The organism is Burkholderia sp. NRF60-BP8 (assembly GCF_001522585.2).
Lineage (GTDB): Bacteria > Pseudomonadota > Gammaproteobacteria > Burkholderiales > Burkholderiaceae > Burkholderia.
The window spans coordinates 1526941-1553510 of sequence record NZ_CP013372.1; the positions used below are offsets into that span (position 1 = coordinate 1526941).

Here is a 26570-nt window from a genome sequence, read left to right on the forward strand (position 1 = left end):
TCCTTCGGTCGATCAGTTCGCGGCGCTCGCGGCGGCCAGCGCGCGATCGCGCAGCTCGGCTTCGCGCGCCTTGTGTTCGTCGCTGAAGCGCACGGCCATCGCGCACAACGCGGTCGCGGTGACCGCGAGGCCGAGCAGGCTCAGCGTGTGCTGCACGTCGCCGACGCCCTTCAGCAGGAAAGCCGCGGCGACCGCGCCGACGTTGCCGCCCGCGCCGACGATCCCCGCGACGCCGCCGAGCGCCTTGCGGTCGATGAACGGCACGAGCGCGTAGGTCGCGCCGCACGCCATGTGCGTGAAGAGGCCGAAGGTCAGCATCGCGACGAGGGCGATGCCGACGCCTTGCGCATGCGAGAACCAGATCAGTCCGAGCCCTTCGCCGACTATGAGCGCGCACAGCAGCATCGCGCGCACGTCGAGGCTGCGGCGGGCGGCGATCTTGTCGGACAGCCAGCCGCCGAGCGCGCGGGCGAACAGCGCGAGCAGACCGAACAGGCCGACCGCGAAGCCGGCATCCTTCAGCGACAGCTTGAAGTGATCGACGTAGTACAGCGCGGCGATGTTGTGAATGAACACCTCGACGCCGAAGCAGGCGCCGTACGTGACGAACAGCATCCACACGCGGTAGTTGCCGCAGGCGGCGAAGAAGCTCGCCCAGCCGCCCTTCTTGCCGCTGTCGACCGTTACGCCCTGCTTGCGCAGCGCGACGAAATCGCCCTGCGGGCAGTCCTGCGTGAAGCGCCAGTACGCCCACGCCATCGCGAGCATCGCCACGCCCGGCACGATCAGCGCGATGCGCCACGACGAGCCCTCGCCGAAGCCGAGCATCAGGCCGGCGGCGACGAGCAGCGGCATCAGCGCCTGCGTCGCGCCGGCGCCGGCATTGCCCCAGCCGGCCGTCGTCGCGTTCGCGGTGCCGACCACGTTCGGCGCGAACATCACCGACGTGTGGTACTGCGTGATCACGAAGCCCGCGCCGATCGCGCCGATGCCGAGCCGGCAGATCAGGAACCACAGGTAATCGTGCGTGAACGACACGGCGAACACGGGGATCGCGCCGAGCAGCAGCAGCCCGGCATACACGCGGCGCGGGCCGAAGCGGTCGCACATCGGGCCGACCAGCAGCCGCACGGCGATCGTCGCGGCCACCGCGGCGATGTTGATGTTCGCGACTTGCGCCGCCGTGAGATGGAATTCGCGCGCGATCAGCGGCATCAGCGGCGCGCACGCGAACCATGCGAAGAAGCATACGAAGAACGCCATCCACGTCAGATGGAACGCGCGCATCGGCGCGGTGCGGAGGCTGAAGAGATCGATACGGGTAGCTTTGTCGGTCATGTCATCCGCCAAACGAAAAACGGCGTCCTGCGCACCCGGTCTCGTCGAGAGACCCGATGCGTAGGACGCCGTTGCCCATGAAGCCCGTTGCCGGGCGCTTCTGTTGATCGGTACTGCGGGCGAATCGTCGTTGATCCGCTCGAACCAGCTTATGCAAACGCCGTGCCATATCGGCCCGAATCGCGCGGGCAGCCCCGCCGCACAAGGCGCGCCGGCCAACATGCGCGTCGCTCCGGCACGCGGCGCGCGATGCGTCGCGATGCAGAGAGGCACAGATGTGGTGCGCTGCAGCACTGTCGCCGTGCGACATTGCGGTGCGCGCCGACGGGGCGCGATGCACGCCGATGCGGCATCGCGACGGCCGCGCGCACGGCAAGCGGCCTGCAAGCGCGCGGGCATCGCGCGGTGCGTCGCGGCATACGATGCCCGCGCAACGGACGGGTTGGCCCGGATATTGCTGAACCCCATGCATCACCGGCAACGGCGCCGGTGGGCAGTCCCCGCAAAACCCCGCTCGCGCTTCACGCGAGCCTCCAGGACAACGGCGTCCCCCCGTGCTCGGCCACGGCCGGATGCCGGTGCGTTTCGACCGCCCACCGCCGCCGCGCAGCAACGCACTATCAGACCGCCGCATGGATGCGATGCGGCACAGGAACACGACATGACGACAGGCAAAGTCACGCTGCTGGGCGCCGGCCCCGGCGATCCCGATCTCCTCACGCTGAAGGCGGTGAAAGCGCTGGCCGCCGCCGACGTGCTGCTGCTCGACGATCTCGTCGCGCCCGGCATCGTCGAACTCGCGCCGCAGGCGCGCGTGATCCGCGTCGGCAAGCGCGGCGGCTGCCGCTCCACGCCGCAGGCATTCATCGAGAAGCTGATGCGCCGCCACGCACTGCGCGGCGCGCACGTGGTGCGCGTGAAAGGCGGCGACGCGCTGCTGTTCGGGCGTGCCGGCGAAGAACTCGCGACGCTGCGCGCGGCCGCGATTCCCGTGGAGATCGTCAACGGCATCTCGTCGGGATTCGCCGCCGCCGCGAGCCTCGGCATCTCGCTCACGCACCGCGAGCACTGCCAGGGCGTCACGTTCGTCACCGCGCACCGCCAGGACCACGGCGAACCCGACTGGGCACGGCTCGCGGCGACCGGCACCACGCTCGCGATCTACATGGGGATGAGCCGCGTCGACCGCATCGCGGCGGGCCTGCTCGCCGCGCTCCCGGCGTCGACGCCGGCGGCGGCCGTGCAATGGGCCGGCACGCCGGACGAGCGCCGCTGGACCGGCACGCTCGGCACGCTCGCGGGCGGCGTCGAAGCCGCGCGGCTCGGCAGCCCGGCCGTGATCCTCGTCGGCGGCGCGATCGGCGCAGCGGCCGCCCAGGGCGCGGACGCGGCAACCGGCGCGGCGCTTGCGCGGGCCGCCTGACGTGCGCGGCATCGCGCGGCTTCGGCCGCTCCCCGTTTCCTTCGCCATCGGCCGCGCGTGCGGCCCGAATCCCTCGTTCGCCCCTTGCACCGACGCGTCACTGCCCCTGTTGCCCGCCTCATGAGTTCGTCTGCCCTGCCCGCCCGCCTGCGCGTGCTGCTCGTCACCGATACCGACAAGCCGATCGGCGAACTCGGCGACGCGCTCGCGCGCCTCGGCTACGAGATGCTGAACGACGTCGCGACGCCCGCGCGCCTGCCGGCGGCCGTCGAGGAGCAACGCCCCGACGTCGTGATCATCGATACCGATTCGCCGTCGCGCGACACGCTCGAGCAGCTCGCGGTCATGCATGCGACCGCGCCGCGCCCCGTGCTGATGTTCAGTCACGACGCCGATCAGGAACTGATCCGCACGGCGGTCGGCGCGGGCGTCAGTGCGTATCTCGTCGAAGGACTGTCGGCCGAGCGCCTCGCGCCGATTCTCGAAGTCGCGCTCGCGCGCTTCTCGCACGACGATGCGCTGCGCCGCCGGCTGGCCGACGTCGAGCGCGAACTCGCGGAGCGCAAGCTGATCGATCGCGCCAAACGCGTGCTGATGGACCGGCGCAAGCTGTCCGAACACGACGCGTATGCGGCGCTGCGCAAGCGTGCGATGGATCAGGGCCTGCGCATCGTCGACGTCGCGCGACAACTGCTCGACGCGTCACCCCAGTCATGAGTGCAATGAATACATCTCCTCCCGCCGCGCCGGAACGCGCGCATCTTCGCCTCGGCTTCGTCGCGCTCAGCGACGCGGCCCCGCTGATCGTCGCGCAGCGCCTGAACCTCGGCGCGCGCCACGGCCTCACGCTCGAACCGAGCCGCCAGCCGTCGTGGGCGGCCGTGCGCGACAAGCTGCTCAGCGGCGAGCTCGACGCCGCGCATGCGCTGTACGGGCTCGTCTGCGGGCTGCAGCTCGGCATCGGCGGCCCGCAGGCCGACATGGCCGCGCTGATGGTGCTGAACCGCAACGGCCAGGCGATCACGTTGTCGCGCGGCCTCGCCGACGCGTACCGCCAAACCGGCAGCGTGCGCGCCGCCTTCGCGACGCTCGGCCGCAAGCCGCTGCTCGCGCAGACCTTCCCGACCGGCACGCACGCGATGTGGCTGAACGCGTGGCTCGCGTCGCACGGCGTCGATCCGCTGCGCGACGTGCGCAGCGTCGTGATTCCGCCGCCCGAGATGGTCGCCGCGCTCGCGGGCGGCGAGCTCGACGGGTTCTGCGCGGGCGAACCGTGGCATGCGGTCGCCGAAGCATGCGGCGCGGGCCGGACCGTCGCCGTCACGAGCGAGATCTGGCCCGATCATCCGGAGAAGGTGCTCGCGACCCGGCGCGATTTCGTCGCGCTGTATCCGGCCAGCGCCCGCGCGCTGATCCGCACGCTCGTCGATGCATGCGCATGGCTCGACAGCGCCGCGCACCGCCGCGAGGCGGCCGACTGGCTCGCGTCGCCCGACGCGCTCGGCGTGCCGGCCCGGCTGATCGCGCCGCGCCTGCTCGGCGACTACGGCGCGGGGCCGTTCGCCACGCCGCCGCTGCCGATCCGCTTCCACGACGGCGGCGCGGTGAACCGGCCCGATCCGCGCGAGGGCCGGTGGTTCCTGTCGCAATACCGGCGCTGGGGCATGCTCGACGGCGTGCACGACGACGCCGGCATCGCCGCGGCGATCGCGCAGACCGCGTTGTATGATGCTGCGGTCGCCGAAGGCGGCGCGGCGGGCCTGTCGCAGGCGTGACGCGCGCCGCGCGGTGCAGCCGGCGTGCGCTGCCGGGCCAGGGCGCCCGGCCGCTGCCCGCGCGTGCCGCTCGTGTCGCTCGTACGACAGCGCCTCGCCACTCCGTCCCCGCTCCGAACCGATGCCGAAACGAACGCGCGCGCCGCTCGACGTGCTGCTCACCGAAATCCGCGCGTGCCGTGCATGCGAAAACGACCTGCCGCTCGGCCCGCGCCCGGTCGTGCGCGCCCATCGCGACGCACGCATCCTGATCGTCGGGCAGGCGCCGGGCGCACGCGTGCATGCGAGCGGCATCCCGTGGGACGACGCGAGCGGCAAGCGGCTGCGCGACTGGCTCGGCGTCGAGCCCGACGCGTTCTACGACGAGACGCGCTTCGCGATCGTGCCGATGGGCTTCTGCTACCCGGGCCGCGGCGCGAGCGGCGACAACCCGCCGCGCCCCGAATGCGCGCAATTGTGGATCGATCGGCTGGTGGCCGAACTGCCGTCGATCCGGCTCACGCTGCTGATCGGCCAGTACGCGCAGCGGCATTTCCTGCGCGGCACGCGCAAGGCGACGCTGACCGACACCGTCCACGCGTGGCGCGACTACGGCCCCGCGATCCTGCCGCTGCCGCATCCGTCGCCGCGCAACCAGGCATGGTTCAAGCACCATCCGTGGTTCGACGCCGAGGTCGTGCCCGAGCTGCGGCGCCGGATCGCGCCGCTCGTGGCGGGCTGACCGCGCAAACGCCCGTCCCCGTCGCGCCCGGTTCGCTGTACCATCGCGGCTCATCCGCGTCACGAACAGCAGAATCCTTCATGCCCTCCACCGCCCCGCCGCGCCTGTACGGGATGCCCGAACGCAGCGACCGGCTCGATTTCTACATCCGCGACCAGGCGTCGCGTCAGGCGATCACCGAGCCGCACCGGCACGCGTATTTCCAAATCCAGTTCAACCTCGGCGGCGACACCGAGCAGCGCATCGGCGGCGTCACGCGGCCGTTTCCGCGCGGCGCGCTCGCGTTCGTGCTGCCGCACCGCGAGCACCTGATTCCGCATCCGGAAGGCGCGCACTTCATCGTGATCAACTTCAGCCAGGCGTTCCTGCGCGCCGATCTCGACGTCGATCCGCTCGACCTCGAGGACGTGCCCGCGCACCGCTTCCCCGAGCTGACGCCGTTCCGCTTCCAGGAGCACCTCGATTTCATCCTGACCGGCGACACGTACGACGAAGCGCGCCGCCTCGCGCTGTGCATGCTCGACGCCGATCGCGTGCGCACCTTCGGCTCGACCACGTTGCTGCGCGGCTACCTGCTGCAACTGATCGGGCTCGTCTGCACGCAGTACGCGGGCGCGCTCGACAAACTCGCGCAGCGCGGCGCCCAGCGCGCCGGCCGGCGCGACGCGCTGGCCCGCGTGCTGCGCCACGTGCGTGCGAACCTGACCCGCGAGGACCTGACGCTCGCCGCGACCGCCGAAGCCGCGTTCCTCTCGCCGAACTACCTCGCGCACCTGGTCCGCAAGGAAACCGGCAGCACCTTCACCGATCTCGTGACCGAGCGCCGCATCGCGCTGGCGCAGTCGCTGTTGGCCCATACCAGCCGGCGCATCGCGGACATCGCGCGCTCGGTCGGCTTCCGCGACGAAGGGTATTTCGCGCGGCGCTTCCGCGCGCGGGTCGGCGTCTCGCCGAAGGCCTATCGCGACGCGAACGCCGCGTTGCCCGACGGCGACGATCCGCCGGCCGCCGCCGACGCGTAGTTTTGTCCCGGTAAAACGCAGTTGCGTCGCATCCGGGCGCACGCGCGTCGGGTATCGTTGCACGCATGCCGGCGCGGTGCGCCGGCCATCCGTCTTCCTACCGAACGAGGGCCATCCGATGTCCGCCTATGTCATCGACGCCGCCGAGCGTCCTTCAGTCGAAGTCGACCAGTCGTCCGCGCGCTTTCCGGTACGCCGCGTATTCTGCGTCGGCCGCAATTACGCCGACCACGCCCGTGAAATGGGCGCCGACCCCGACCGCGAGCCGCCGTTCTTCTTCACGAAGCCGGCCGACGCGATCGTCCCGGCCAGCGGCACGGTCGCCTATCCGCCGCTGACGAACGATCTCCATCACGAAATCGAGCTGGTCGTCGCGATCGGCAAGGACGGCCGCTCGATCGACCCGGCCGACGCACTGTCGCACGTGTGGGGCTACGGCGTCGGCGTCGATCTCACGCGCCGCGACCTGCAGGCCGAAGCGAAGAAGCTGAGCCGCCCGTGGGACTGGGCAAAGGGATTCGATGCATCGGGCCCCGTGACCGCACTGCGCGCGGCGACGGCCACCGGCCATCCGGCCGCCGGCCGCATCTGGCTCGCGGTCAACGGCGACACGCGCCAGCAAGGCGACCTCGCCGACATGATCTGGGCCGTGCCCGACGTCATCGCGTACGTGTCGCGCTCGGTCGAGCTGAAGGCCGGCGACCTGATCTTCACCGGCACGCCGGCCGGCGTCGGCGCGCTGCAGCCGGGCGACCGCGTGACGGGCGGCGTCGACGGCATCGCGACGTTCGAATTCGTGGTCGGCGCGAAGCCTTGACGGCGTTTGCGGGGGCGGCTGCCTGCCCGGGCCGCCCCGCGATACCTCGATGCCGGTCAGTCGTAGCGACGCAGGAACGCGTCGGCGACGGCCGGCGGATTCAGCGCTTTCGCCGAAGCGTTTTCCAGCGCCTCGGCTGCGTCGTCGTCGCCGATCGACACGAACAGCGTGACGGCCGCCCGGTCGTCGCCCGTGCCGAATACGCCGTCGCGATCGAGCAAACGTAACGCCTCGATCATGTCGGCGTGCAGTTGCCGCGAAAATTCGGCGAATCGCGACCGGACGAACTGCGGGCTCAGCACTTCGTCGGCCAGCCTGCCGCAGATCGCGTTGAACGGCGACGCCTCGGCCGCCGCGTACGCCCATTCGGAAACGCCCCACACGAACCGCGGATCGTCGTCCGCCACCGCCTGCCGCGCGCAGATCCGGCGCAGCCCTTCGAGCGAATTGGCTGCCGGCGCGACCGTCATCGCGCCGCTGTCGGTGTACAACGCAAACACGTAGAAATGCTCGTCCGGGTGCAACGCCCGCAGCGCCCTGAAGGTCGCCCTCGCGGCATCGGCAATGTCTCGCTGGAAATCAGAAAAGTCGCTCATCGCATCCTCGTCCAGTCGCCCTTCGTGCTCGTCGGGACACGTAGCGCGCGGATCGTGCATCGTCTCCCGGCATGCGGCGGATTGTCCGTCATTCGGCCGCGCGCCGGTACCGGGGCGCACCCGCGCTCACCGCCCGGCGTCCTGCGCGTCGAACGCCCGCACGCACACGGCGGCCGCCAGCGCGACCGTCGCCGACAGCAGCATCGTCGCGAGCGGCAGGTAGCCCGCATTGGCGGAGGTCAACAGCGCGCCCGTCAGCGACGACAGCGCGGCGCCGCCGCCGATCGTCATCGCGCCGGCCAGCCCCGACGCGCTGCCCGCCAGTTCCGGCCGCACCGACACCGCGCCCGCATGGGCGGCGGGATTGCTCAGTCCATTGCCGATGCCGACCAGCACGCACGGCCCGAACCACGCAAGCGCGTGCGTCGCGCCGCCGAACACGAGCACGAGGCCGATCAGCGGGCCCGCACACGCCACGATCCGCCCGCACAGGATCGTCGTGGCCGGCGCATGGCGGCGCGCGACCCGCGCGGCCACGAAGCTGCCGCACACGAACCCGGCCGTGATCGTCCCCATGTAGAAGCCGATCTCCGCCGGCGCGATGCCGAACCGCGTTTTCGCGGCGAGCGGCGCGCCGGCCAGAAACGCATGGAACGCGCCCGTCGAAAACGCCATGCACAGCGCATAGGCCCAGAAACGGCGCGCACGCAGCAGCGCCGGATACGCGCGAAACTGCTGCCCGAAGCTCGACGACCGATTCGTATGGGTTTCGACGAGATCGAGCGCGCACCAGCCGAACAGCGCGATGCCGACTGCGGCCAGCAGCCAGAAGCTTGCGCGCCAGCCGACCGTCTGGTCGAGCGCGCCGCCAAGCGTCGGGCCGAGCATCGGCGCGAACGCGGCGGCCATCGCCGCATAGCCGATCCGGCTCGCCGCGCGCGCGCCGCCACCGGCATCGCGGATCGCCGCCATCGACACCGGATAAACCGACGTGATCGCCGCCTGCATCAGCCGGCAGCCGAGAAACACGCGGATATCGGTCGCCATCGCGCAACCGAGCGAACCGAGCGCGAATATCGCAACGCTCGTCAGCACGACCGGGCGCCGCCCGAACCGGTCGGACAGCGGCCCCGTCACGCATTCGAGCGACGCGGCCACCGCCGCATACCCGCCGAGCGACAGCGCGACGACCGCATAGTCGGTATGCAGGTCGCGCACGATCGCCGGCAGCGACGGCAGGAACAGGCTCAGCGGCAGCACCGACAACGCGCACAGCAGGATCAACGTCGCATGCCGCGGCGACGCCGGGTCGGAAGCGGTCGACAGGTTCGATGCCAAGCGGATGCCCTCCCGCGCACGGGCCGCATGGCCGCGCGCAACACAAAAAAAAGCCCCCGAACGAGTCGGGGGCGCATGGATGCCGGCGCGGTGCCGCTACCGGACCTTGCGCCTGTGGATTACTACGATGAAGTACGCGGTTTTCATGCCGAATGGCTCCCGAATGCGTGGCGGACCGCCAGCGATACCGGACGATGTTAGGCGGGCGACGGCGCCCGCGTCAACGTCCTAACGTGTGCGCACCGAGACGAACTTCCGCGCGTTGTTGCGCTGGATCAGCACGGCGATCACGCTGCCGCCGCTCGCTTCGAGCGTCTGCACGTCGTCCGGCGTCTCGAGCAGCGTGTCGTTGAGCTCCAGCACGACGTCGCCCGGCTGGATGCCTGCGCGCGCGGCCGGGCCATGCACCGCGTCCACCATCATCCCGACCGCGAGCCCCGTCGAACGGCGCTCGTCGTCGCTCAACGCGTGCATCGTCAGGCCGAGACGATCGCCGTGGTCACCGCTGTCGCCAGCGCCGCCGGTACCCGGCCCCGGTCGCGCGGCGGCCTTCGGCGCGACCATGCCGACCGTCGCCGCCGCGCCGCCGCCCACGTCGTCGGCGCCGGTGATCGTCAGCGTCATCGGCGCACGGTTGCGGATCACGCGCAGCGGCGCCTTCCCGCCGGGCGGCAGCGCGGCGGCCAGGTCGTTCAGTTCGGCCGAGCGACCGATGGCCGTATCGCCCATCTTCACGATCACGTCGCCGGGCTTCAGGCCGGCCGCGGCGGCCGGCGAGCCGGGCTCGACGCCGTTGACGAGCGCGCCCGCCGGACGCGGCAGCCCGAACGCCGCGGCCAGACCGACGCCCACGTCCTGCACGTCGACGCCGAACGCATTGGCGGACGGTGCGCCCGGCGCCTGAGGCTGCTGCGCCTGCATCTGCGCCTGCCGTTGCGCGCGCAACTGGGCGCGCACCTTCGCCGCGAATGCGATCGGGATCGCGAAGGTCGTGCTCGCGTAGCGGTCGGCGCCCGTATAGACCTGCACCGCGATACCGATCACGTCGCCCGCGCGATTGAACACGGGGCCGCCCGAGTTGTCCGGGTTCGGCGCGATGTCGGTCTCGAAGAACGGGAATGCGCTGCCGTCCGGCAGCCGGCGCGACGTCGCGCTGACGATGCCGGCGGTGACCGTGTTGCCCGACCCGTCCGGCGCGCCGATCGTCATCACCGGTTCGCCCGCGCGGACTTTCGACGAATCGCCGAGGCGCACGAACGGCAGCTTCCGCGCGTCGACGCGCAGCATGGCCACATCGCTTTGCGGATCGACGGCCAGCACCGTCGCCTTGAATTCGCGGCGGTCGACGAGCCGCACGGTCACGTCGGTCGCCTCGTCGACCACATGGGCGGACGTGACGATCAGGCCGTCGGCGCTGACGATGAAGCCCGAGCCGCTGCCGGACACCGTACGCGGCGCGGTATCGGGCGCCGGCGCCTGCGGCCCCTGCGCGGGCGGCGGTGCGCCATGGCGGAAGAACGCGGCGAGCGGATCGTCGGGATCGAGGATGGCGAAGGCCGGGCCGCCGGTCTGCGGATCGGGGGTGGCGGCCAGGACGGTCACGACCGCCGGGCCGTAGCGCTCGACGATCGCCGGGAAGTCGACCGGCATCGCATAGGACGCGGCGGGCGGCCGTGCCTTCATCGCCGGCGGTGCGGCGGGCGGCGCGAGGGTGTCGGCGATGGCGGCGGGCGGCGGCAGGACTCCGGCAAACACGCCCCCGATCAACGCGGTGCGAAGCACGGCGCGAGCAAGCGTCTGGCAAACCACGGTGCACCTCCCCCGGGCAGTCGCGGCCCCCCTGCGCGAGACGCGCAGGCGCCCGACAAACACCGGCACACCCAACCATTTATAGCCTACGCGCCGGGTGGAACATACGAATCGAAACCCGTATGCCGGGAGGTACCCAAGCGGCGGAACCGCGACGGCGTTCGTTTCGAACAAAGCGCGCGGTTCGTCAATCCGAACATCCACCACGCATCGGTGCGGGCGTCAGTGCCAGTGTCATCGTCGCAGTCTGCGGCCGGGCGTGCCACCCGTCGCGCATCACGGACAGGTGGCCCGCACACCGCAAACGGTTCGTCATCGGCCCCCGTCCATCGACGAGCCGGCACCGGTTCCGGTCAGTGGCACGACAACACCGCCACGCCGCCGACGCCTTGCGTGTTCGGCAACGCAACCGTGTAACCGACGGCCACCAGCGGCTGGGCCGCGTCGTGTCCGACCACGATCGATTGAATCGTCGCGGGGCCGGTGGTATTCAGCACGCCGTTCAACGGCACCTGCGTATACGTCAGCCCGTATTGCGCGCTGTCCAGCTTGATCGACAGGTTCAGTGTGGTCAGCATGCGCGTGACCGGATCCAGCGTGGCCGAACTCGAAACGAGCGCACCGCTCGTGTCGCCGTTGTTGCTCGCCACCGTATCGGCCATCACCTGGGTACACGAAAGCGGGCCGCCCGTGGCGGGCAACGACAACGGCGTGCCGACCGCGTAGTGCACGCCTTGCGTATCGGTATACGTATTGCCGTCGGTGTCCATCGCGCGATTCCACCGGCCGATCGCCACATCGGTGCCGACGCCCTGGATGTCGGTCACGGCCCCATGGTCGAGCCCGAGGCAGTCGGTCGCCGCCGCCGACGACGCAAGCGTCGTAAATGCGCCGCTACCCTGCTGAACCAGGCTCGTCGCCGGCACGTTGGCCGCCGTCATGTTGCGGTTCTTCGCGTAATCGCTCGGCAAATTCGGCACGACGAGCACCGCCAGTTGGCCGTTGCTCGCCGCGACCGGCGACGCAGCCCCCGAATAGCTGAAGTTGCCGTTCGGTCGGCAAGCCGTCTGGACCGCAGGCTGGGTCGACGCGCCCGGCGCTGGCGCCGGCGCGGCGGGCGACGTGGCCGTCGGCGTTCCCGTCGTATCGTCGTTCGACGCGCTGCTTCCGGTCTTGGCGCCGCCACCGTCATCGCCGCCGCCACATGCCGTCAGCATCAGCACCGTACTTGCCAGCCCCACCAGAAAGATTTGCTTGCCCCGCATCCTTCACCTCGTTTTCTCGTTGTAGAAGCCCATCGCCGTGCGCGCTTGTTTCACGCGTTGTCGTTTGCCGTACTCGCCGACACCATTCGCTGCTCATCCACCGCCTTGACCAGCCACCCTGCACCGACGCCGCCCAGCACGAGCGCGCCGAACCACCAGGACGTCGGCCAGATTTCCAGCAGGCTCTCCCCAGTGAGGACGAACGGCGATTTCAGCGCGACGATCACCACGGCCGTGTTGTAGCAGGCATGAATCAATATCCCCGGCAGCAGCGATCGAGTGGCCGCATACAGCTTGCCGATCAGCAAACCGAGTCCGAATGCGAGCGCGAACTGATACACGTTCAAATGCGCAAGACCGAATACCGCGGCCGAATGCGCGATAGCCGTTCCCTCCGGATACTGTCGCAAGAAACTGCGCAGCATCACGCCGCGAAACAGCATCTCTTCGAGTAGCGGCGCAATCGCGCAGGTCAATACGATCAGGCCGAGCCCGCCATTCACATAAACCTCGCGGGCGTCGTCTCGGGTTCCGGTCCACGGGAAAAACTGCCCGACGCCGACTTCGAGCACGCTCATCGTCACGAGCAAAGCCGGTGTCATCAGCACGATGGGCACGAAAAATCGCCCGATCGTCGTTCGCCAGGAATCGACGCTGTCGTGCAGCAAGCTGCGGTAGGTCAATTTGCCGTGATGAAGCAGCACCGTAAATACGAGGCCATTCGCGAGCACCCGCCCGATGCTGGCGATTGCCATCGTCTGCAGCCCGGCGCTGCGGCCGGCCGACCAGATGATCGAGTTCATCAGATACTCGACCATGTTCAGCACGACGACGATAAAAAACGCTTCGAGCAGATTCGGGAAGCAATAAGAGCTTGAATCGGATTTCATCTGGATTGATACGATTTCGCAGGCGGCATACGCGGTAATCGCGCCCGGATGCCTGCAGCCGATCTCGTCCGATCGGCATTGTTATTTATCGGAGCACACGACGAACGTGACTCATTGCGGCCTGCCCGGTCTTTGTCCGCCACATCGAGTCATCGCCGGAAAGTAACCGTTTGTTACGGAGAGGGATCGTCGCTCATGGCACGAATCGTGGCAAGCGCCGTTGACCATTCTTTACGATCGAAAAGACAAAACGCGCGAATCGGACTGCGCAATCAGCCGTCGTTAATATCGAGATATCGGCCGATCTTTTAAAATATTTAGCGATTTTCGGCCTGCCCGGCGTTTCAATATTTTGAAAGCACCGATTACCTGACGCACCAGTAACGCGCGGCGAATTCCTTGTCGATCGTCACGGAGACCATCCCGTAAGCGCCGCGCGGCGGTAATCACGATCGAGTGGCGGGAACTCGGAATCGCGCATCCATACCGTCACGCGTCACCCGCGGCCACCTGCTCCGCGATCGTCGACACCATCCGCAACATCGGCTCGAACGCATCGGCCGACGTATTGCCGAAACCGAGCACGAGCCCGTTGCGGGCCCGCGCCGCATCGATCGCGAAACCCGACAGCGGAAACGGGCCGATGCCATGCGCGCGCGCCGCCTCGACGATCGCGCGATCGCGATAACGCGCCGGCAGCCGCAGCGCCAGATGCAGCCCGCACGGGCCGCCCTCGACCTGGTGCGGCACGCTCAGGCTGCCGTCGAGCGCGGCGAGCAGCAAACGCCGCCGGTCGCGATACAACCTGCGCATCCGCCCGAGATGCCGACCGTACTCGCCCGTCTCGATGAAATCGGCCAGCGCGAGTTGCACGTGGCGCGTCCCGCCGCGCAGCATCTCCGGCAGCGCCGGCCGCACGGCGGCCAGCAACGCGTCGGGCAGCACGAGAAAACCGATCCGCAGCGCCGGAAACATCGTCTTGCTGAACGAGCCGAGATAGACGACCGGCGAATCGGGCGCGAGCCCATGCATCGCGCCGATCGGCTCGCCGGTGTGACGGAATTCGCTGTCGTAGTCGTCCTCGATGATCCACGCGCGATGGCGGCGCGCCGCATCGATCAGCGCGAGCCGGCGCGAGATCGACAGCACGGCGCCGGTCGGGAACTGGTTCGACGGCGTCGTGTAGACGAGGCGCGGCGGTCGCTCGTGCCAGTCGTCCGGTTCCGCGCGCAGCCCTTCCGCGTCGACCGGCATCGGCACGACGTCGAGGTCGGCCGCCTGCATCGCGGTGCGCGCGCCGCGATAGCCGGGCTCCTCGACCCATACCGTATCGCCCGGATTCGTCAGCAACTGCGCGCACAGCGCGATCGCCCCCTGCGCGCCCTCCGTGATCACGATCTGCTCGGGATCGCAGCGTACGCCGCGCGTGACGGCCAGATGGCGCGCGATCGATTCGCGCAACGCGGGCTCGCCGAGCGGATCGCCGTACGCCAGCAGGTCGCGGCCGGCGCGGCGTAACGCGCGATCGATCGCGTGCCGCCACGCGTCCACCGGGAAATGCGACAGCGCCGGCACGCCCGGCCGGAAGCCCTCCGATTCGCCGGCGCTGACGAGGCTCGCGCGAATCCGGCCGAGCCGCTGCGCGACGGTCGGCGGCGCGGCACGCCGGCGCGGCGGTGCCGGCCGCGACAGCCCGACGACCCGCGTGCCGCGACGGTCCGACTGCAGGAAGCCTTCCGCGACGAGCTGCTCGTACACGGCGGCCGTCGTATTGCGCGACACGCCGAGCGTTTCGGCCAGCGCGCGCGTGCCGGGCAGCCGCGTGCCGGCCGGCATCGCGCCGCCGAGAATCGCGTCGCGCACGCGACGCAGCAACTGGCGCTGCAGCGAAGGTGCGCCGGGCGTGCGCGCCAGCGGCGCATCGAGCGGCAGCAACGGCGCGCCGCCGGAAGGAAAGGCAGTCGTCATCGGAACATCGCAGCGTGAAAAGGTCGAACGTACGGTGAGCGGCGTACGGCTGACGGCCACCGATCGTGGCACCATAAATTTGCCGTTCGCTGGCGCTTCTCATGGTACCTCGCCGGGACTACGATCGTCTGCATGCCGGCATGTCGCCGGCCGCCAACCGAAGCGAGATCGACCTTGCCCACGCTCACCAACGCTTTCCAGCAGCCCATCGGCCAACCCGTTCCCGACTGGTCCGCGCGTCCGCGCCCCGAGCGCATCGCGCTCGAAGGCCGCTACTGCCGGCTCGAACCGCTCGACGCCGAGCGCCACGCGGCCGACCTGTACGCCGCCTACGCCCAGGCGCCCGACGGCAGCGACTGGACCTATCTGGCGCACGGCCCGTACGCCGACGAGTCCAGCTACCGCGATTACGCGCGCGGCGCGCAGGCAAGCGCCGATCCACTGCACTACACGGTGATCGACAGCGCCACGGGCCGCGCGGTCGGCACGCTCGCGCTGATGCGCATCGATCCGGCCAACGGCGTGATCGAGGTCGGTTCCGTCACGTTCTCGCCGCTGCTCAAGCGCACGCCGGTGTCGACCGAAGCGCAGTTCCTGCTGATGAAGTATGCGTTCGACACGCTCGGCTACCGGCGCTACGAATGGAAGTGCGACGACCTGAACGCGCCGTCGCGCAAGGCGGCCGCGCGGCTCGGGTTCCGCTACGAAGGCACGTTCCGGCAGGCGATCGTCTACCGCGGCCGCAATCGCGACACCGCGTGGTTCTCGATCATCGACGGCGAATGGCCGGATGTCCGCGCCGCGTTCGACGCGTGGCTCGCGCCGGAGAACTTCGACGCGCAAGGCGAACAGCGCCAGTCGCTCGCCGCGATCCGCCACGCGCAGGCCCGCGCGCGCGACGCCGCCGGCCGCGCGAACGATGCCACGCGCGTCGCGGTGCGCCCGCTCGTCGCCGCCGACGAAGCCGCGTGGCGTCCGCTGTGGCAGGGTTACCAGAAGTTCTACGACACCGCGCTGAGCGATGCGGTGTTCGCGACGACGTGGGCACGCCTGATGGATCCGGCCGAGCCGATGTTCGTGCTCGGTGCGTTCGACGCGTCGGGGGCGCTGGTCGGGATCGTGCACGCGATCTACCACCGCTCGTGCTGGACCGAAGGGCCGTACTGCTACCTGCAGGACCTGTACACGGCGCCCGACGCGCGCGGGCAAGGCGCGGGCGGCGCACTGATCGAGGCCGTGTACGAACGCGCCCGCGAAGCCGGCGCGAGCCGCGTCTACTGGCTCACGCACGAAACCAACACGACCGCACGCGCGCTGTACGACAAGCTCGCGAACAACGCCGGTTTCATTCAGTACCGGCACGATCTGAAGAAGTAACGTCGCCCCCGGACGGCCGATGTTCAGCCATGAACATCGGCCGGATCGCGGGCGTCGCAGTCCTCCGGCACGTCGTCGTGCGCCGCACCGGCCATGCCCAGCACCGCAGCCGGGCAGATCATCTCGTCGCCATTGGCCGGCACGGGCCGCCGTACCGGCCGGAACACCGGTTCGCCGGGCGAGATCGGCTGCCCCGAGAGCGCGCAGCGACCGGGCTGCAACGCGACGCGCAAGCGCCAGCGTTGTTCGCCGTAATGACACCGGCCGCTCTCGACCCATCGCACCAGCAGCCCGTCGTGACCGGCCTCCAGCACCGTGACGAACAGTTGCGGGCGCAACGGCGACACCGCGGCCGTCGCGTGCTCCGGAATCGGCGCACGCCCGATCGTCGCGAGCGAATGCGCGAGCACGCCGCCGCGCGACGGCATCGGATCGTCTTCGCCGAGCGCGGACGCGGACACGTCGCACGACAGGTCTTCTTCGCAGGTCGGGCTTTCCATGATGTCGAGCATGCTTGACGGATTTCCGTGCAGGTTGAAAGACGCCGGCGCCGCACTCAGCGCCGGCCCATCGGTTCGCGCAGCAGGCACAGGCCGATCGCCGCGCCGACGACGGCGGCCGCGAGCATCAACCCGACGCCGCCCGACCAGCCGAATGCACCGACGATCGCGCCGATCGTCAGCGGCCCGATCACCTGGCCGAGATAGTTGCCCTGCACGACCCAGCCGATGCTGAGCGGCGCCAGCGACGGCGACGGCGCGGAACCCGGCGCGCACGCGAGAATCGTCGCGGGCAGCATCCCGGCCATCGCCGAGAACGCGAACCCGAGCGCGACCGCGAGCGGTGCGGGCGTCGCCGCGCTGAAGAGGCCCGCCCCCGCCGCGCCGATCGCGACCGACGTCGCGGCCATCACGAGCCCCGGTCGCGCCCCGCGCGACAGCAACCAGCCGGCCGTCAGGTTGCCGATCACGCATGCAGCGACGATCGCCGCACTGATCAGCCCGGCCGCGCCGACGGCAACGCCGAGACGCTGCATCAGGAACACCGGCAGGAACGTCATCGCCGCGAAAAACTGCACGTTGTAGGTCGCGAAACCGAGTGCGAGGAGCGTGGTCGAGCGCGCCGCGAGCACGGTGCGCAGCGCGGGCCCGATGCGCGTCGCCGCGGCCTGCCGCGCCGGTGCGTCGGCCGACGTCGTGACCGGCACCGCGGCGGCGGCGACGAGCGTCAGCGCCGCGGCCGCGAGCCAGCCGTTGCGCCAGCCGCCGAGCAGCGGCCCGACCAGCATCGACAGCGCCATGCCGGCCGGCATGAAGGTGCTCCACAGGCCGAACGCGAGATTGCGCCGCTCGGGCGGCGTCACGCGGTTCAGCACGGCCGGCGCAGCAACCACCACGATCACGAACCCGAGCCCTTCCGCGAAGCGCGTGGCCAGCAGCAGCGCGAAGCTGCCCGCCCATGCGCCGACGATGCTCGACAGGCCGAGGATGACGAGGCCCGTCACCAGCAGTCGCCGGTCGCCCCAGCGCCGCACCAGCACCCCGGCGGCGATCCCGCCGAACACGCCGACGAACGGAAACACCGACATGATCCCGCTCAGCGACGCGAGCGAGCCGCCGAACTCGTGCTGCAGCGACGGCAATGCGATCGTCGCCTTGCCGACGTGCAGCGCCGACACGATGCTCGCCAGCACGACGTTCGCGACGGCGGCCCGGTAGCTGCGCGACGGCAGCGTGGCGGCCTCGGCCGCGACAGGCGATTCGGTCATCGTCACCTCCGTTGAGGCGGCCGCGTGCGACGGGATGTCTCGCACGGCCGCAATCGGACCGGCGCCCATGATACAAATTGAAGTTAACTTCAAGTAAAGGGGTAACGTGCGCAACGATTCGTTTCGGTGAGGGCGACAATGGCTGGCACAGCAAGCGACGGCATCCTCGGCTAAGCTGTCGGCTTCGCTCCGACAATGCCCGTCCGAATGCCGACCGCCTCCCCTGCACCGGCCACGCTGTTCCCGCTCGACGAAGCCTGGTCCGCCTTCCCCCGCCGCAAGGCCGCCGTGCGCACGTTCATCGCCGGGTACTGCGCCGCGCGCGACCGGCGCGATGCGCCGCTGCACGACGGCCCGGACGGCCACGTCGTGCAGTTCGACGACGCGATGGGCCGGCCTTTCGAGCATTTCATGATCGAGGGGGCGCCCGGGTCCGGCGCCGGCCCGTTCGTCGTCGGTGCGTGGATCACGCGCTATGGCGCCGCGCCGCTGCCGTCCGCGCTGCACGGCAGGACGCGCCGGCTGACCGACGAGCACTTCATGGCCGCCGATATCGCCGGGCTGGCGGGCGACGACGCGCTCGCGCAAGCGCTCGCCTGCGACACGCCGGACGCGATCGACGCGTTCAACGCCAGCGGCGCCTTCCCGCCGTTCCAGCCGAATCCGGCCGCGTTCCTGTTCGCGCACCGGCTCGACGGGCAGATCGCGGCCACCGCGCGCTACGGCTTCGCGTCGCCGCGCGATATCGTCGTCGATCGCGTCGCGACGGCGGACTCATACCGCCGCCGTGGCCTCGCGACGCAACTGCTCGCCGCGATCGCCGCCCACGCACGGCGCCGGGGCGCGCACCGCGTGTGGCTCATATCGACCGAAGCCGGCCAGCCGCTATACCGCGCCGCCGGATTCACGCCGCTCGCGACCGTCGCCGTGGACGAAGTCGTCGCCTGACCGCGAATCGCACCGCATCGTCCATCGCCGTTCGCCACCGTTCGTCTCGCGCTTCGTCTCATCGCGCTGAGACGAACGTCCCGGCGTCTCAGCGGATCCGATGTTGCGCGATCGCAGCAAATCCGACGCGCCCTTCCTTCCGAATCCCGGCCGGTCGGCACCGAGCGACATGGTGCAACGCATCCAGCGTCCCCTTTCGACCGCCCCGTGCCGCCCCGATTCACGCTGGCCCCGTTCCTGCATACCGGTCGATCGCGCAATCGCGCGACGGGCACACCGGCAGCGTTGCCGCGCGCCCGACGACAACCCGACGGAGACAGCAACGTGAATACATCTGCACCGATCACTTCCCCCAGCATGAAGGCCGCCGTCTGGCATGGCCGCCACGACATCCGCGTCGAAGCGGTTCCCGTTCCGGAGCACCCGCCCGCAGGCTGGGTCACGATCCGCGTGCACTGGTGCGGCATCTGCGGCTCCGATCTGCACGAATACGTCGCCGGGCCGGTGTTCATCCCGGTCGACGCGCCGCATCCGCTGACCGGCCTGAAGGGTCAATGCATCCTCGGTCACGAGTTCAGCGGCGAGATCGCCGAACTCGGCGCGGACGTGTCGGGCTTCGCGGTCGGCGACCGCGTGACGGCCGACGCGTGCCAGCATTGCGGCACCTGCTGGTATTGCCGGCACGGGCTGTACAACATCTGCGAGAACCTCGCGTTCACCGGGCTGATGAACAACGGCGCGTTCGCCGAATACGTGAACGTGCCGGCCGAACTGCTGTACAAGCTGCCCGACGATTTCCCGACCGAGGCCGGCGCGCTGATCGAACCGCTCGCGGTCGGGCTGCATGCGGTGAAGAAGGCCGGCAACATCGTCGGGCAGACCGTCGTCGTGGTCGGCGCGGGCACGATCGGCCTGTGCACGATCATGTGCGCGAAGGCCGCGGGCGCCGGGCGCGTGATCGCGCTGGAGATGTCGGCCGCGCGCAAGCAGAAGGCGCTCGAGGTCGGCGCGAGCGTCGTCGTCGATCCGAAGGCGTCCGACGCGATCGCCGAAGTCAGGGCGCTGACGGGCGGCTACGGCGCCGACGTGTCGTTCGAGTGCATCGGGCACACGGCCACCGCGAAGCTCGCGATCGACGTGATCCGCAAGGCCGGCAAGTCGGTGATGGTCGGCATCTTCGAGGAACCGGCGCCGTTCAACTTCTTCGACATCGTGTCGACCGAGAAGGAAGTGATCGGCTCGCTCGCGTACAACGGCGAATTCGCGGACGTGATCCGCTTCATCGCGGACGGCCGCATCGACGTGCAGCCGCTCATCACCGGGCGCATCGCGCTCGGCGACATCGTCGCGCACGGCTTCGAGGAACTGGTCAACCACAAGGACCGCAACGTGAAGATCATCGTCCGTCCGGCCGTCTCCTGACCGCTCGCGCGGCCGCGGCATCGATGGCGGCCGCGCAGCGCAGGCTGCCCGCCCGCCCCGCCGCCGGGCGTCGCACGTGCGGGGGCGGCGCGCCTGCGCGGCACCGCCCTTCCCGCTATCGCCATCGTCCGAAGCGGCCGCCATGTACCGTTCCATCCGGATGCGTGATGCCGAAACATTCGCCATCCCTAACCCGGCGCGATTCTTCGATATACTGGGCCGAACCCTTTTCGGGGCAACCGGGGGCAACCACGCGTTTCGCGCGTTCGCCCCGACCTGCGTGGAATGGCGCACCGTGAAACCGCGAGCCGGCCTGATTCTCGAACTCTTCGTCAACCTCGTGCTGCCCTGGGTGGCCTATCGGGTCGCGCATCCGTATTTCGGCGAAACCGGCGCGCTGTACGCGTCGGCGGTGCCGCCGATCGTCTGGTCGATCGTCGAATTCATCCGTTCGCGCCGCGTCGACGCGGTGGCGGCCATCGTGCTGCTCGGCATCACGCTGTCGATCGTCGGGATGGCGTTCGGCGGCAGTCCGCGCACGTTGCTGATGCGCGAATCGATCGGTTCGGGCACGATCGGCGTCGTGTTCCTGCTGTCGCTGTTCCGCGAACGCCCGCTGATCTTCTATCTGGCCCGCGCGACCGTGGCCCGCGAGATGGACGGCGGCGCCGCGCACTTCGAAGCCGTCTGGGACGCGCAGCCGGGCCTGCGGCAGATGCTGCGGCTGATGACGTTCGTGTGGGGCGCCATCATGACGCTCGAGATGCTGCTGCGCTGGTGGATGGTCGTCAGTTGGCCGGTCGAGCGCGTGCTGGTCGTGTCGCCGGTCATGGGCTACACGGTGTTCGGCTGCCTGCTGCTGTGGACGTTCTGGTACCGGCGGCGGATGCGCGTGCGCAACAGCGTCGACATCCCGGGCCGCGGCGGCATCACCGAAACCGCCGGCCGCTGACGCACGGCTGCCCGGCCGTGCGGCGGCGTGTCACCGCACCTGCTGTATGATGCGCGGCGTCTCGTCCGCCGATCCGCTTCCCGTCATGTCCCTTTCGCTCCTTCCGTGTGCCACGATCTGGCTCGCCCTGTTCGCGGCCGCCGCTTTCGCGTGGCATCGCCCGCTGCACGGCCTGAGCATCGGCCTCGCCGCGCTGGGCTATGCGGGCGCCCTGGCGTTCGGCCAGCTCGCGCCGATCGCGCTGGCGCCGTTCGCGCTGCTGATCGCGGCCGGCTGGGGCGTGTCGCCCGAGCGCCCGCTCGCGATGCGCATCGCCGCGCACCTCGTCTTTGCGGCGCTCGCGATCGCGCTGAGCCTGCACCTGCTGCCCGGCTTCCACAATCCGCGCGTGATCGGCCCGACCCGCTTCACGCCGGACGCCGTGCCGTTCACGATGTACCTGAATTTCGACAAGCCGCTCGTCGGCTTGTGGCTGGTGTGGGCGCTGCCGTGGGTGGCTCCCGACGTCGCGCCGTTGCGCGCGCTGCGCACCGGCGTGGCGGCGGCCTTCGCCACGGCCGCCGCGTGCCTGGCCGGCGCGCTCGCGTTCGGGATGGTCGGCTGGGCGCCGAAGTGGCCGCCGTCCGGCTGGCTGTGGCTCGTGAACAACCTGTTGCTGGTGACGCTCGCCGAGGAAGCGCTGTTCCGCGGCTACGTGCAAGGCGGACTGACCCGCGTGTTCCGCGCCTACCCGTGGGGCCCGTGGGTCGCGCTCGCGGCCGGCGCGGTGCTGTTCGGCGCCGCGCACGCGGCCGCCGGCTGGCAATGGATCGTGCTCGGCACGGTGGCCGGCGTCGGCTACGGGCTCGCGTGGCGGCGCGGCGGCCTGCTCGCCGCCGCGCTCGCGCATGCGGGGCTGAACGTCGTCCACTTCGGCCTGTTCACCTACCCGATGCTGGCCGCCGCGCGCTGACCGCGGCGCCGGCGAGCGACGCCGCTCAGTTGAACCCGGCCACCGCGTGCGGCACGTACGGGCGTTCGAGCGCGGCGATCTCGTCCGCGCTCAGCTTCAGCGCGAGCGCGCCGAGCGCATCGTCCAGCTGCTGCGGCTTCGAGATGCCGACGATCGGCGCGGTCACGCCGCGCCTGTGCGCCACCCACGCCAGCGCGACCTGCGCCCGCGGCACGTTGCGCGCGGCGGCGATCGCCGCGACGGCCTCGACGACCGCCTTGTCGGCGTCGACCGTCGCGTCGTACAGCCGCTGGCCGACGTCGTCCTTCTGCTGCCGTTCCGACGTTTCGTCCCAGTTGCGCGTCAGGCGCCCGCGTGCGAGCGGGCTCCACGGAATCACCGCGATGCCTTCGTCCTCGCACAGCGGCAGCATTTCGCGCTCTTCCTCCCGATACAGCAGGTTCAGGTGGTTCTGCATGCTGACGAAGCGGGCCCAGCCGTTCTGCTTCGACGTATGCAGCGCCTTCGCGAACTGCCACGCGAACATCGACGACGCGCCGATATAGCGCGCCTTGCCGGCCTTCACGACATCGTGCAGCGCCTCGAGCGTCTCCTCGATCGGCGTGCCGTAGTCCCAGCGGTGAATCTGGTAGAGATCGACGTAGTCGGTGCCGAGCCGCTTCAGGCTCTGGTCGATGTCGGTCATGATCGCCTTGCGCGACAGGCCGGCGCCGTTCGGCCCCGACCGCATCCGGTAGAACACCTTCGTCGCGATCACGACCTCGTCGCGCTTCGTGAAATCGCGCAGCGCGCGGCCGACGATCTCCTCGGACGTCCCGTCCGAATACATGTTCGCGGTGTCGAAGAAGTTGATGCCGGCCTCGACCGCCCGCTGGATGATCGGGCGGCTTTCCGCTTCCGGCAGCGTCCACGGATGCGTGCCGCGCAACGGCTCGCCGAACGTCATGCAGCCCAGCACCAGCTTCGACACGTCCAGCCCGGTCGATCCGAATTTCACGTATTCCATTGCACGCCTCTCCATTCGAGTCGGGGTTGCGGCCAGATGCGCGCCGCGCATCCGCCAGACGTCGCATGGTATCCCGCATGCCGCGAACGCGTACGACCGCGCGCCGCATGCAGGCTGCGTGAAAGGACGAAAAAGGGCGAACGAGGGCGAACGAGGACGAACCGGAAGGCCCGGTTACTTGACCTGGTCGGCGATCGGCTGCAGGAACGCGGAGAAGCCGGTCAGCATGATCTGCACGCCGATGCACAGCAGCAGGAACGCCGACACACGTTTCGCGACCTTGGTCCCTTCGCTGCCGAGGTAGCGCGCGAGCAGCGCGGAGCGGCTGTAGACCTGCCAGATCACGAGCGCGACGAGCACCGACACGGCGATCGACACGATGCTCGACAGCATGAATTCCGACAGCTTGTGCGTGCGGTTCGCGTTCAACGCGATCGCGGTCGCGATCGAGCCGGGGCCGACCGTGAGCGGCACCGTCAACGGGAAGAACGCGCGCGTCATGATCGCGTTCGCGTCGATCGGCTTGATCGGCGTGTCGCCGCCGCCCGGCCCGTCCGGTTCGTTCAGCATCTGCCAGCCGGCCACCGCAACCGCGAAGCCGCCGCCGATCCGCAGCGCTTCCATCGAGATCCCGAAGAAATGCAGCACCGGCGTGCCGGCGAAGAACGCCACCATCAGCACGACGAACGCGTTGAACGCGACCTTCCTCGCGAGCAGATCCCGTTCGTGCGCGGTGAGCGCCTCGGTTCGTTCGAGAAACAGGAACGCGATACCGATCGGATTGATGATGCCGATCAGGCCGGTAAAGCCGAACAGGATCTCGGAGACGAGGCGATTGACGATCATCGTGCGAAGCAGCGGTCGGGACGGGGCCGGCAGCGCGCCGGGGGTCACGCATTGTAGTGCAAGCGCCCGCGTCCGAGACGCAAAATGCGGGCGCCCCGGTTTCGCCGTCGATCGCCGTGAACGTGCGGCGCGCAGCGCTTATTCGGCGCCCGCCTCCCAGGCCGGCGGCCGCTTCGCGAAGAAAGCCGCGAAGCCTTCCTTCGCTTCCGGCGTCGCCCGCACGCGGGAGATCGTCTGCGCGGTGAACGCCGCGCGTTCGTCCGACGGCGGATACTCGCCGATCGCATCGAAAAAGCGCTTGATCTCCGTCAGTGCGTGCGGGCCGTTGCGGCCGAGCTCCGCGAGCGTCCGCTCGAGCGTGTCGTCGAGCACATCGAGCGGCACGGCCTGATGAATCAGGCCGATCGCGACGGCGTCGGCAGCCGCGAGCTGCGTCGCGGTCAACGCGAGACGGCGCGCCTGGCGCTGGCCGACCGCCTCGACCAGATACGGGCCGATCACGGCCGGCAGGATTCCGAAGCGCGCCTCGCTGACCGAGAATCGCGCGTGATCGCTCGCAATCACGATGTCGCAGGCGGCGCACAGGCCCACGCCGCCGCCGAACGCGTGTCCCTGCACGCGGGCGACCGTCGGTTTCGGGCACTGCCGGATCGCGTGCATCATCGCGGCGAACCGCTCGGCGTCGCGCAGGTTCGCGGCCGCATCGTTCGCGCTCGCGCGCTGCATCCACTGCAGGTCGGCGCCCGCGCAAAATGCGCGACCGTCCGAACGCAGCACGATCGCGCGCACGTCGTCGCGCCGGCCGAGCGTCGCGAACGCGTCGGTGAGCTCCGCGATCATCGTCTCGTCGAACGCGTTCAGCACGTCGCCGCGCTGCAGCGCAACGGTCGCGATGCCGCGCGCATCGACCGTGACGGCCAGGGTCTTCAATTCATCCATCGAACAGGTTTCCTCGGGTAAAACGACGCACACGTCGAAATCAGGCGGCCTGGCGGCGATCGATCACGCGGCGCGCCTTGCCCGTCGCGGTCGCGGGGATGCCGCCGGCCGCCAGCACCGTCACGCCGGACGACACGCCGACCATCGTCTTGATCCGGTGCTGCAGTTCGCGCGCGAGCGCCGCGCGCTCGCCGTCGGTGACGGACGCCGCCGCTTCGGAACGCAACTCGACCGCGAGGTCGAGCCGGTCCATGTGACCGTCGCGCGACAGCGTGATCTGGAACTGGCCCGACAACTGCGGCAGCGCGACGACGATCTCCTCGATCTGGCTCGGGAACACGTTCACGCCGCGCACGATCAGCATGTCGTCGGAGCGGCCCGTGATCTTCGCCAGGCGCCGCATCGCGCGCGCGGTCGGCGGCAGCAGCGCGGTGAGGTCGCGCGTGCGGTAGCGGATCACCGGCATCGCCTCCTTCGTCAGCGACGTGAACACGAGCTCGCCCTGGCTGCCGTCGGGCAGCACTTCGCCGGTGACGGGATCGATGATCTCCGGGTAGAAATGATCTTCCCAGATCACCGGGCCGTCCTTCGTCTCCACGCATTCGCACGCGACGCCCGGGCCCATCACTTCCGACAGCCCGTAGATGTCGAGCGCGTCGATGCCCACGCGCGTTTCCACTTCGTCGCGCAGCGCCTGCGTCCACGGCTCGGCGCCGAAGATGCCGATCTTCAGCGACGATTCGGCCGGGTCCATCCCCTGCCGCACCATCTCGTCGATCAGGTTCAGCATGTACGACGGCGTGACGAGGATGATCTTCGGCTCGAAATCGCGAATCAATTGCACCTGCTTCTCGGTCTGCCCGCCGGACATCGGCACGACCATGCAGCCGAGCCGCTCCGCGCCGTAGTGAATCCCGAGACCGCCCGTGAAGAGGCCATAGCCGAACGCGTTGTGCAGCGTATCGCCCGGGCGGCCGCCGGCCGCGCGGATCGAGCGCGCGGTCACGTTCGCCCACGTGTCGATGTCGCGCGCCGTGTAGCCGACCACCGTCGGCTTGCCGGTCGTGCCGCTCGACGCATGCACGCGCACGACCTGCTCGCGCGGCACCGCGAAGAGGCCGAACGGATAGTTGTCGCGCAGGTCGCTCTTGGTCGAGAACGGAAATTTCGCGAGATCGGCGAGCGACTTCAGGTCGTCCGGATGCACGCCCGCCGCATCGAACGTGCGCCGATAGTGCGGGACGTTGTCGTACGCGTGGCGCAGCGACCATTTGAGGCGTTCGAGCTGCAGCGCCTGCAGTTCGTCGCGGCTGGCGGTCTCGATCGGCTCGAGGGCGGCGGCGGGATGCGTCGGGTGAGTCATCGGGGTGCTCCTCCAATGGAGTGATGTCGTTGTCG

Annotated in this window: 24 protein-coding genes; 11 read left to right on the plus strand and 13 right to left on the minus strand. The window is 69.9% G+C overall.

What is annotated here, in order from left to right; all coding sequences use genetic code 11:
* Positions 1–12: 12 nt before the first annotated feature.
* On the minus strand, positions 13–1338 hold the full coding sequence (locus WS54_RS07085) for an MFS transporter (RefSeq protein ID WP_059783369.1): 1326 nt from the start codon (positions 1336–1338) through the stop codon (positions 13–15).
* 661 nt (positions 1339–1999) lie between these two features.
* Between WS54_RS07085 and cobA the strand changes: the two genes are divergently transcribed.
* From cobA to WS54_RS07120, 6 genes are all read left to right on the plus strand, one after another.
* Positions 2000–2761, plus strand: coding sequence for a uroporphyrinogen-III C-methyltransferase (cobA, locus tag WS54_RS07095; RefSeq protein WP_059783367.1), 762 nt, complete (start codon positions 2000–2002; stop codon positions 2759–2761).
* Between the two features lie 120 nt (positions 2762–2881).
* Complete coding sequence (locus WS54_RS07100; RefSeq protein WP_034204726.1) at positions 2882–3478, plus strand: ANTAR domain-containing response regulator; 597 nt, start codon at positions 2882–2884, stop codon at positions 3476–3478.
* A 5-nt stretch (positions 3479–3483) separates the two neighbouring features.
* Positions 3484–4536: a CmpA/NrtA family ABC transporter substrate-binding protein gene (locus tag WS54_RS07105; RefSeq protein WP_059783365.1), complete on the plus strand. Its 1053-nt coding sequence runs from the start codon at positions 3484–3486 to the stop codon at positions 4534–4536.
* Between the two features lie 121 nt (positions 4537–4657).
* Positions 4658–5257, plus strand: a complete 600-nt coding sequence (locus WS54_RS07110) for a uracil-DNA glycosylase family protein (protein ID WP_059783362.1) — start codon at positions 4658–4660, stop codon at positions 5255–5257.
* A gap of 80 nt (positions 5258–5337) precedes the next feature.
* Positions 5338–6279: a helix-turn-helix transcriptional regulator gene (locus tag WS54_RS07115; protein ID WP_059783360.1), complete on the plus strand. Its 942-nt coding sequence runs from the start codon at positions 5338–5340 to the stop codon at positions 6277–6279.
* Positions 6280–6397: 118 nt separating this feature from the next.
* Positions 6398–7096, plus strand: coding sequence for a fumarylacetoacetate hydrolase family protein (locus WS54_RS07120; RefSeq protein ID WP_034204722.1), 699 nt, complete (start codon positions 6398–6400; stop codon positions 7094–7096).
* A 56-nt stretch (positions 7097–7152) separates the two neighbouring features.
* Here WS54_RS07120 and WS54_RS07125 read toward each other — a convergent pair whose 3' ends face one another.
* The 6 genes from WS54_RS07125 to pdxR all read right to left on the minus strand — a co-directional run bounded on the left by WS54_RS07125 (position 7153) and on the right by pdxR (position 14962).
* A complete protein-coding gene (locus WS54_RS07125) occupies positions 7153–7692 on the minus strand; it encodes a DUF4303 domain-containing protein (protein ID WP_059784987.1) in 540 nt (179 codons plus the stop codon).
* Between the two features lie 126 nt (positions 7693–7818).
* On the minus strand, positions 7819–9030 hold the full coding sequence (locus tag WS54_RS07130; RefSeq protein WP_059783358.1) for an MFS transporter: 1212 nt from the start codon (positions 9028–9030) through the stop codon (positions 7819–7821).
* A gap of 228 nt (positions 9031–9258) precedes the next feature.
* A complete protein-coding gene (locus WS54_RS07135) occupies positions 9259–10839 on the minus strand; it encodes a trypsin-like peptidase domain-containing protein (RefSeq protein WP_059783356.1) in 1581 nt (526 codons plus the stop codon).
* 353 nt (positions 10840–11192) lie between these two features.
* The gene (locus WS54_RS07140) at positions 11193–12104 is read right to left on the minus strand and encodes a hypothetical protein (protein ID WP_059783353.1); all 912 of its coding nucleotides are present in this window, start codon (positions 12102–12104) and stop codon (positions 11193–11195) included.
* A gap of 50 nt (positions 12105–12154) precedes the next feature.
* Entirely contained in the window at positions 12155–12994 is an 840-nt protein-coding gene (locus WS54_RS07145) for a CPBP family intramembrane glutamic endopeptidase (protein WP_059783351.1), read from the minus strand.
* A 489-nt stretch (positions 12995–13483) separates the two neighbouring features.
* Complete coding sequence (gene pdxR, locus WS54_RS07150; protein WP_059783349.1) at positions 13484–14962, minus strand: MocR-like pyridoxine biosynthesis transcription factor PdxR; 1479 nt, start codon at positions 14960–14962, stop codon at positions 13484–13486.
* Between the two features lie 174 nt (positions 14963–15136).
* On the opposite strand from pdxR, the gene WS54_RS07155 reads away from it, so the two are divergent.
* A complete protein-coding gene (locus WS54_RS07155; RefSeq protein ID WP_059783347.1) occupies positions 15137–16339 on the plus strand; it encodes a GNAT family N-acetyltransferase in 1203 nt (400 codons plus the stop codon).
* A 23-nt stretch (positions 16340–16362) separates the two neighbouring features.
* Here WS54_RS07155 and WS54_RS07160 read toward each other — a convergent pair whose 3' ends face one another.
* Both WS54_RS07160 and WS54_RS07165 read right to left on the minus strand, forming a co-directional pair.
* Positions 16363–16851 carry a DUF3331 domain-containing protein gene (locus tag WS54_RS07160; protein ID WP_059783345.1) on the minus strand — a complete coding sequence of 163 codons (489 nt, stop codon included), beginning with the start codon at positions 16849–16851 and terminating at the stop codon, positions 16363–16365.
* Positions 16852–16895: 44 nt separating this feature from the next.
* On the minus strand, positions 16896–18107 hold the full coding sequence (locus WS54_RS07165; protein WP_059784985.1) for an MFS transporter: 1212 nt from the start codon (positions 18105–18107) through the stop codon (positions 16896–16898).
* A 207-nt stretch (positions 18108–18314) separates the two neighbouring features.
* Between WS54_RS07165 and WS54_RS07170 the strand changes: the two genes are divergently transcribed.
* The 4 genes from WS54_RS07170 to WS54_RS07190 all read left to right on the plus strand — a co-directional run bounded on the left by WS54_RS07170 (position 18315) and on the right by WS54_RS07190 (position 22381).
* On the plus strand, positions 18315–19055 hold the full coding sequence (locus tag WS54_RS07170) for a GNAT family N-acetyltransferase (RefSeq protein ID WP_059783343.1): 741 nt from the start codon (positions 18315–18317) through the stop codon (positions 19053–19055).
* 357 nt (positions 19056–19412) lie between these two features.
* Entirely contained in the window at positions 19413–20477 is a 1065-nt protein-coding gene (locus WS54_RS07180; protein ID WP_059783341.1) for a 2,3-butanediol dehydrogenase, read from the plus strand.
* Positions 20478–20772: 295 nt separating this feature from the next.
* The gene (locus WS54_RS07185) at positions 20773–21429 is read left to right on the plus strand and encodes a VC0807 family protein (protein ID WP_059784977.1); all 657 of its coding nucleotides are present in this window, start codon (positions 20773–20775) and stop codon (positions 21427–21429) included.
* An 85-nt stretch (positions 21430–21514) separates the two neighbouring features.
* Positions 21515–22381 (plus strand): CPBP family intramembrane glutamic endopeptidase, encoded by an 867-nt coding sequence (locus WS54_RS07190; protein ID WP_059784981.1) that lies wholly within the window; start codon positions 21515–21517, stop codon positions 22379–22381.
* A 25-nt stretch (positions 22382–22406) separates the two neighbouring features.
* Here the strand turns inward: WS54_RS07190 and WS54_RS07195 are convergent, their stop codons facing one another.
* The 4 genes from WS54_RS07195 to paaK all read right to left on the minus strand — a co-directional run bounded on the left by WS54_RS07195 (position 22407) and on the right by paaK (position 26535).
* Positions 22407–23387 (minus strand): aldo/keto reductase, encoded by a 981-nt coding sequence (locus WS54_RS07195; protein WP_059783339.1) that lies wholly within the window; start codon positions 23385–23387, stop codon positions 22407–22409.
* 174 nt (positions 23388–23561) lie between these two features.
* Positions 23562–24233, minus strand: coding sequence for a MarC family protein (locus WS54_RS07200; RefSeq protein ID WP_034204711.1), 672 nt, complete (start codon positions 24231–24233; stop codon positions 23562–23564).
* Between the two features lie 138 nt (positions 24234–24371).
* Positions 24372–25172 (minus strand): enoyl-CoA hydratase-related protein, encoded by an 801-nt coding sequence (locus WS54_RS07205; protein ID WP_059783337.1) that lies wholly within the window; start codon positions 25170–25172, stop codon positions 24372–24374.
* Between the two features lie 40 nt (positions 25173–25212).
* Complete coding sequence (gene paaK / locus WS54_RS07210) at positions 25213–26535, minus strand: phenylacetate--CoA ligase PaaK (RefSeq protein ID WP_059783336.1); 1323 nt, start codon at positions 26533–26535, stop codon at positions 25213–25215.
* Positions 26536–26570 lie beyond the last annotated feature (35 nt).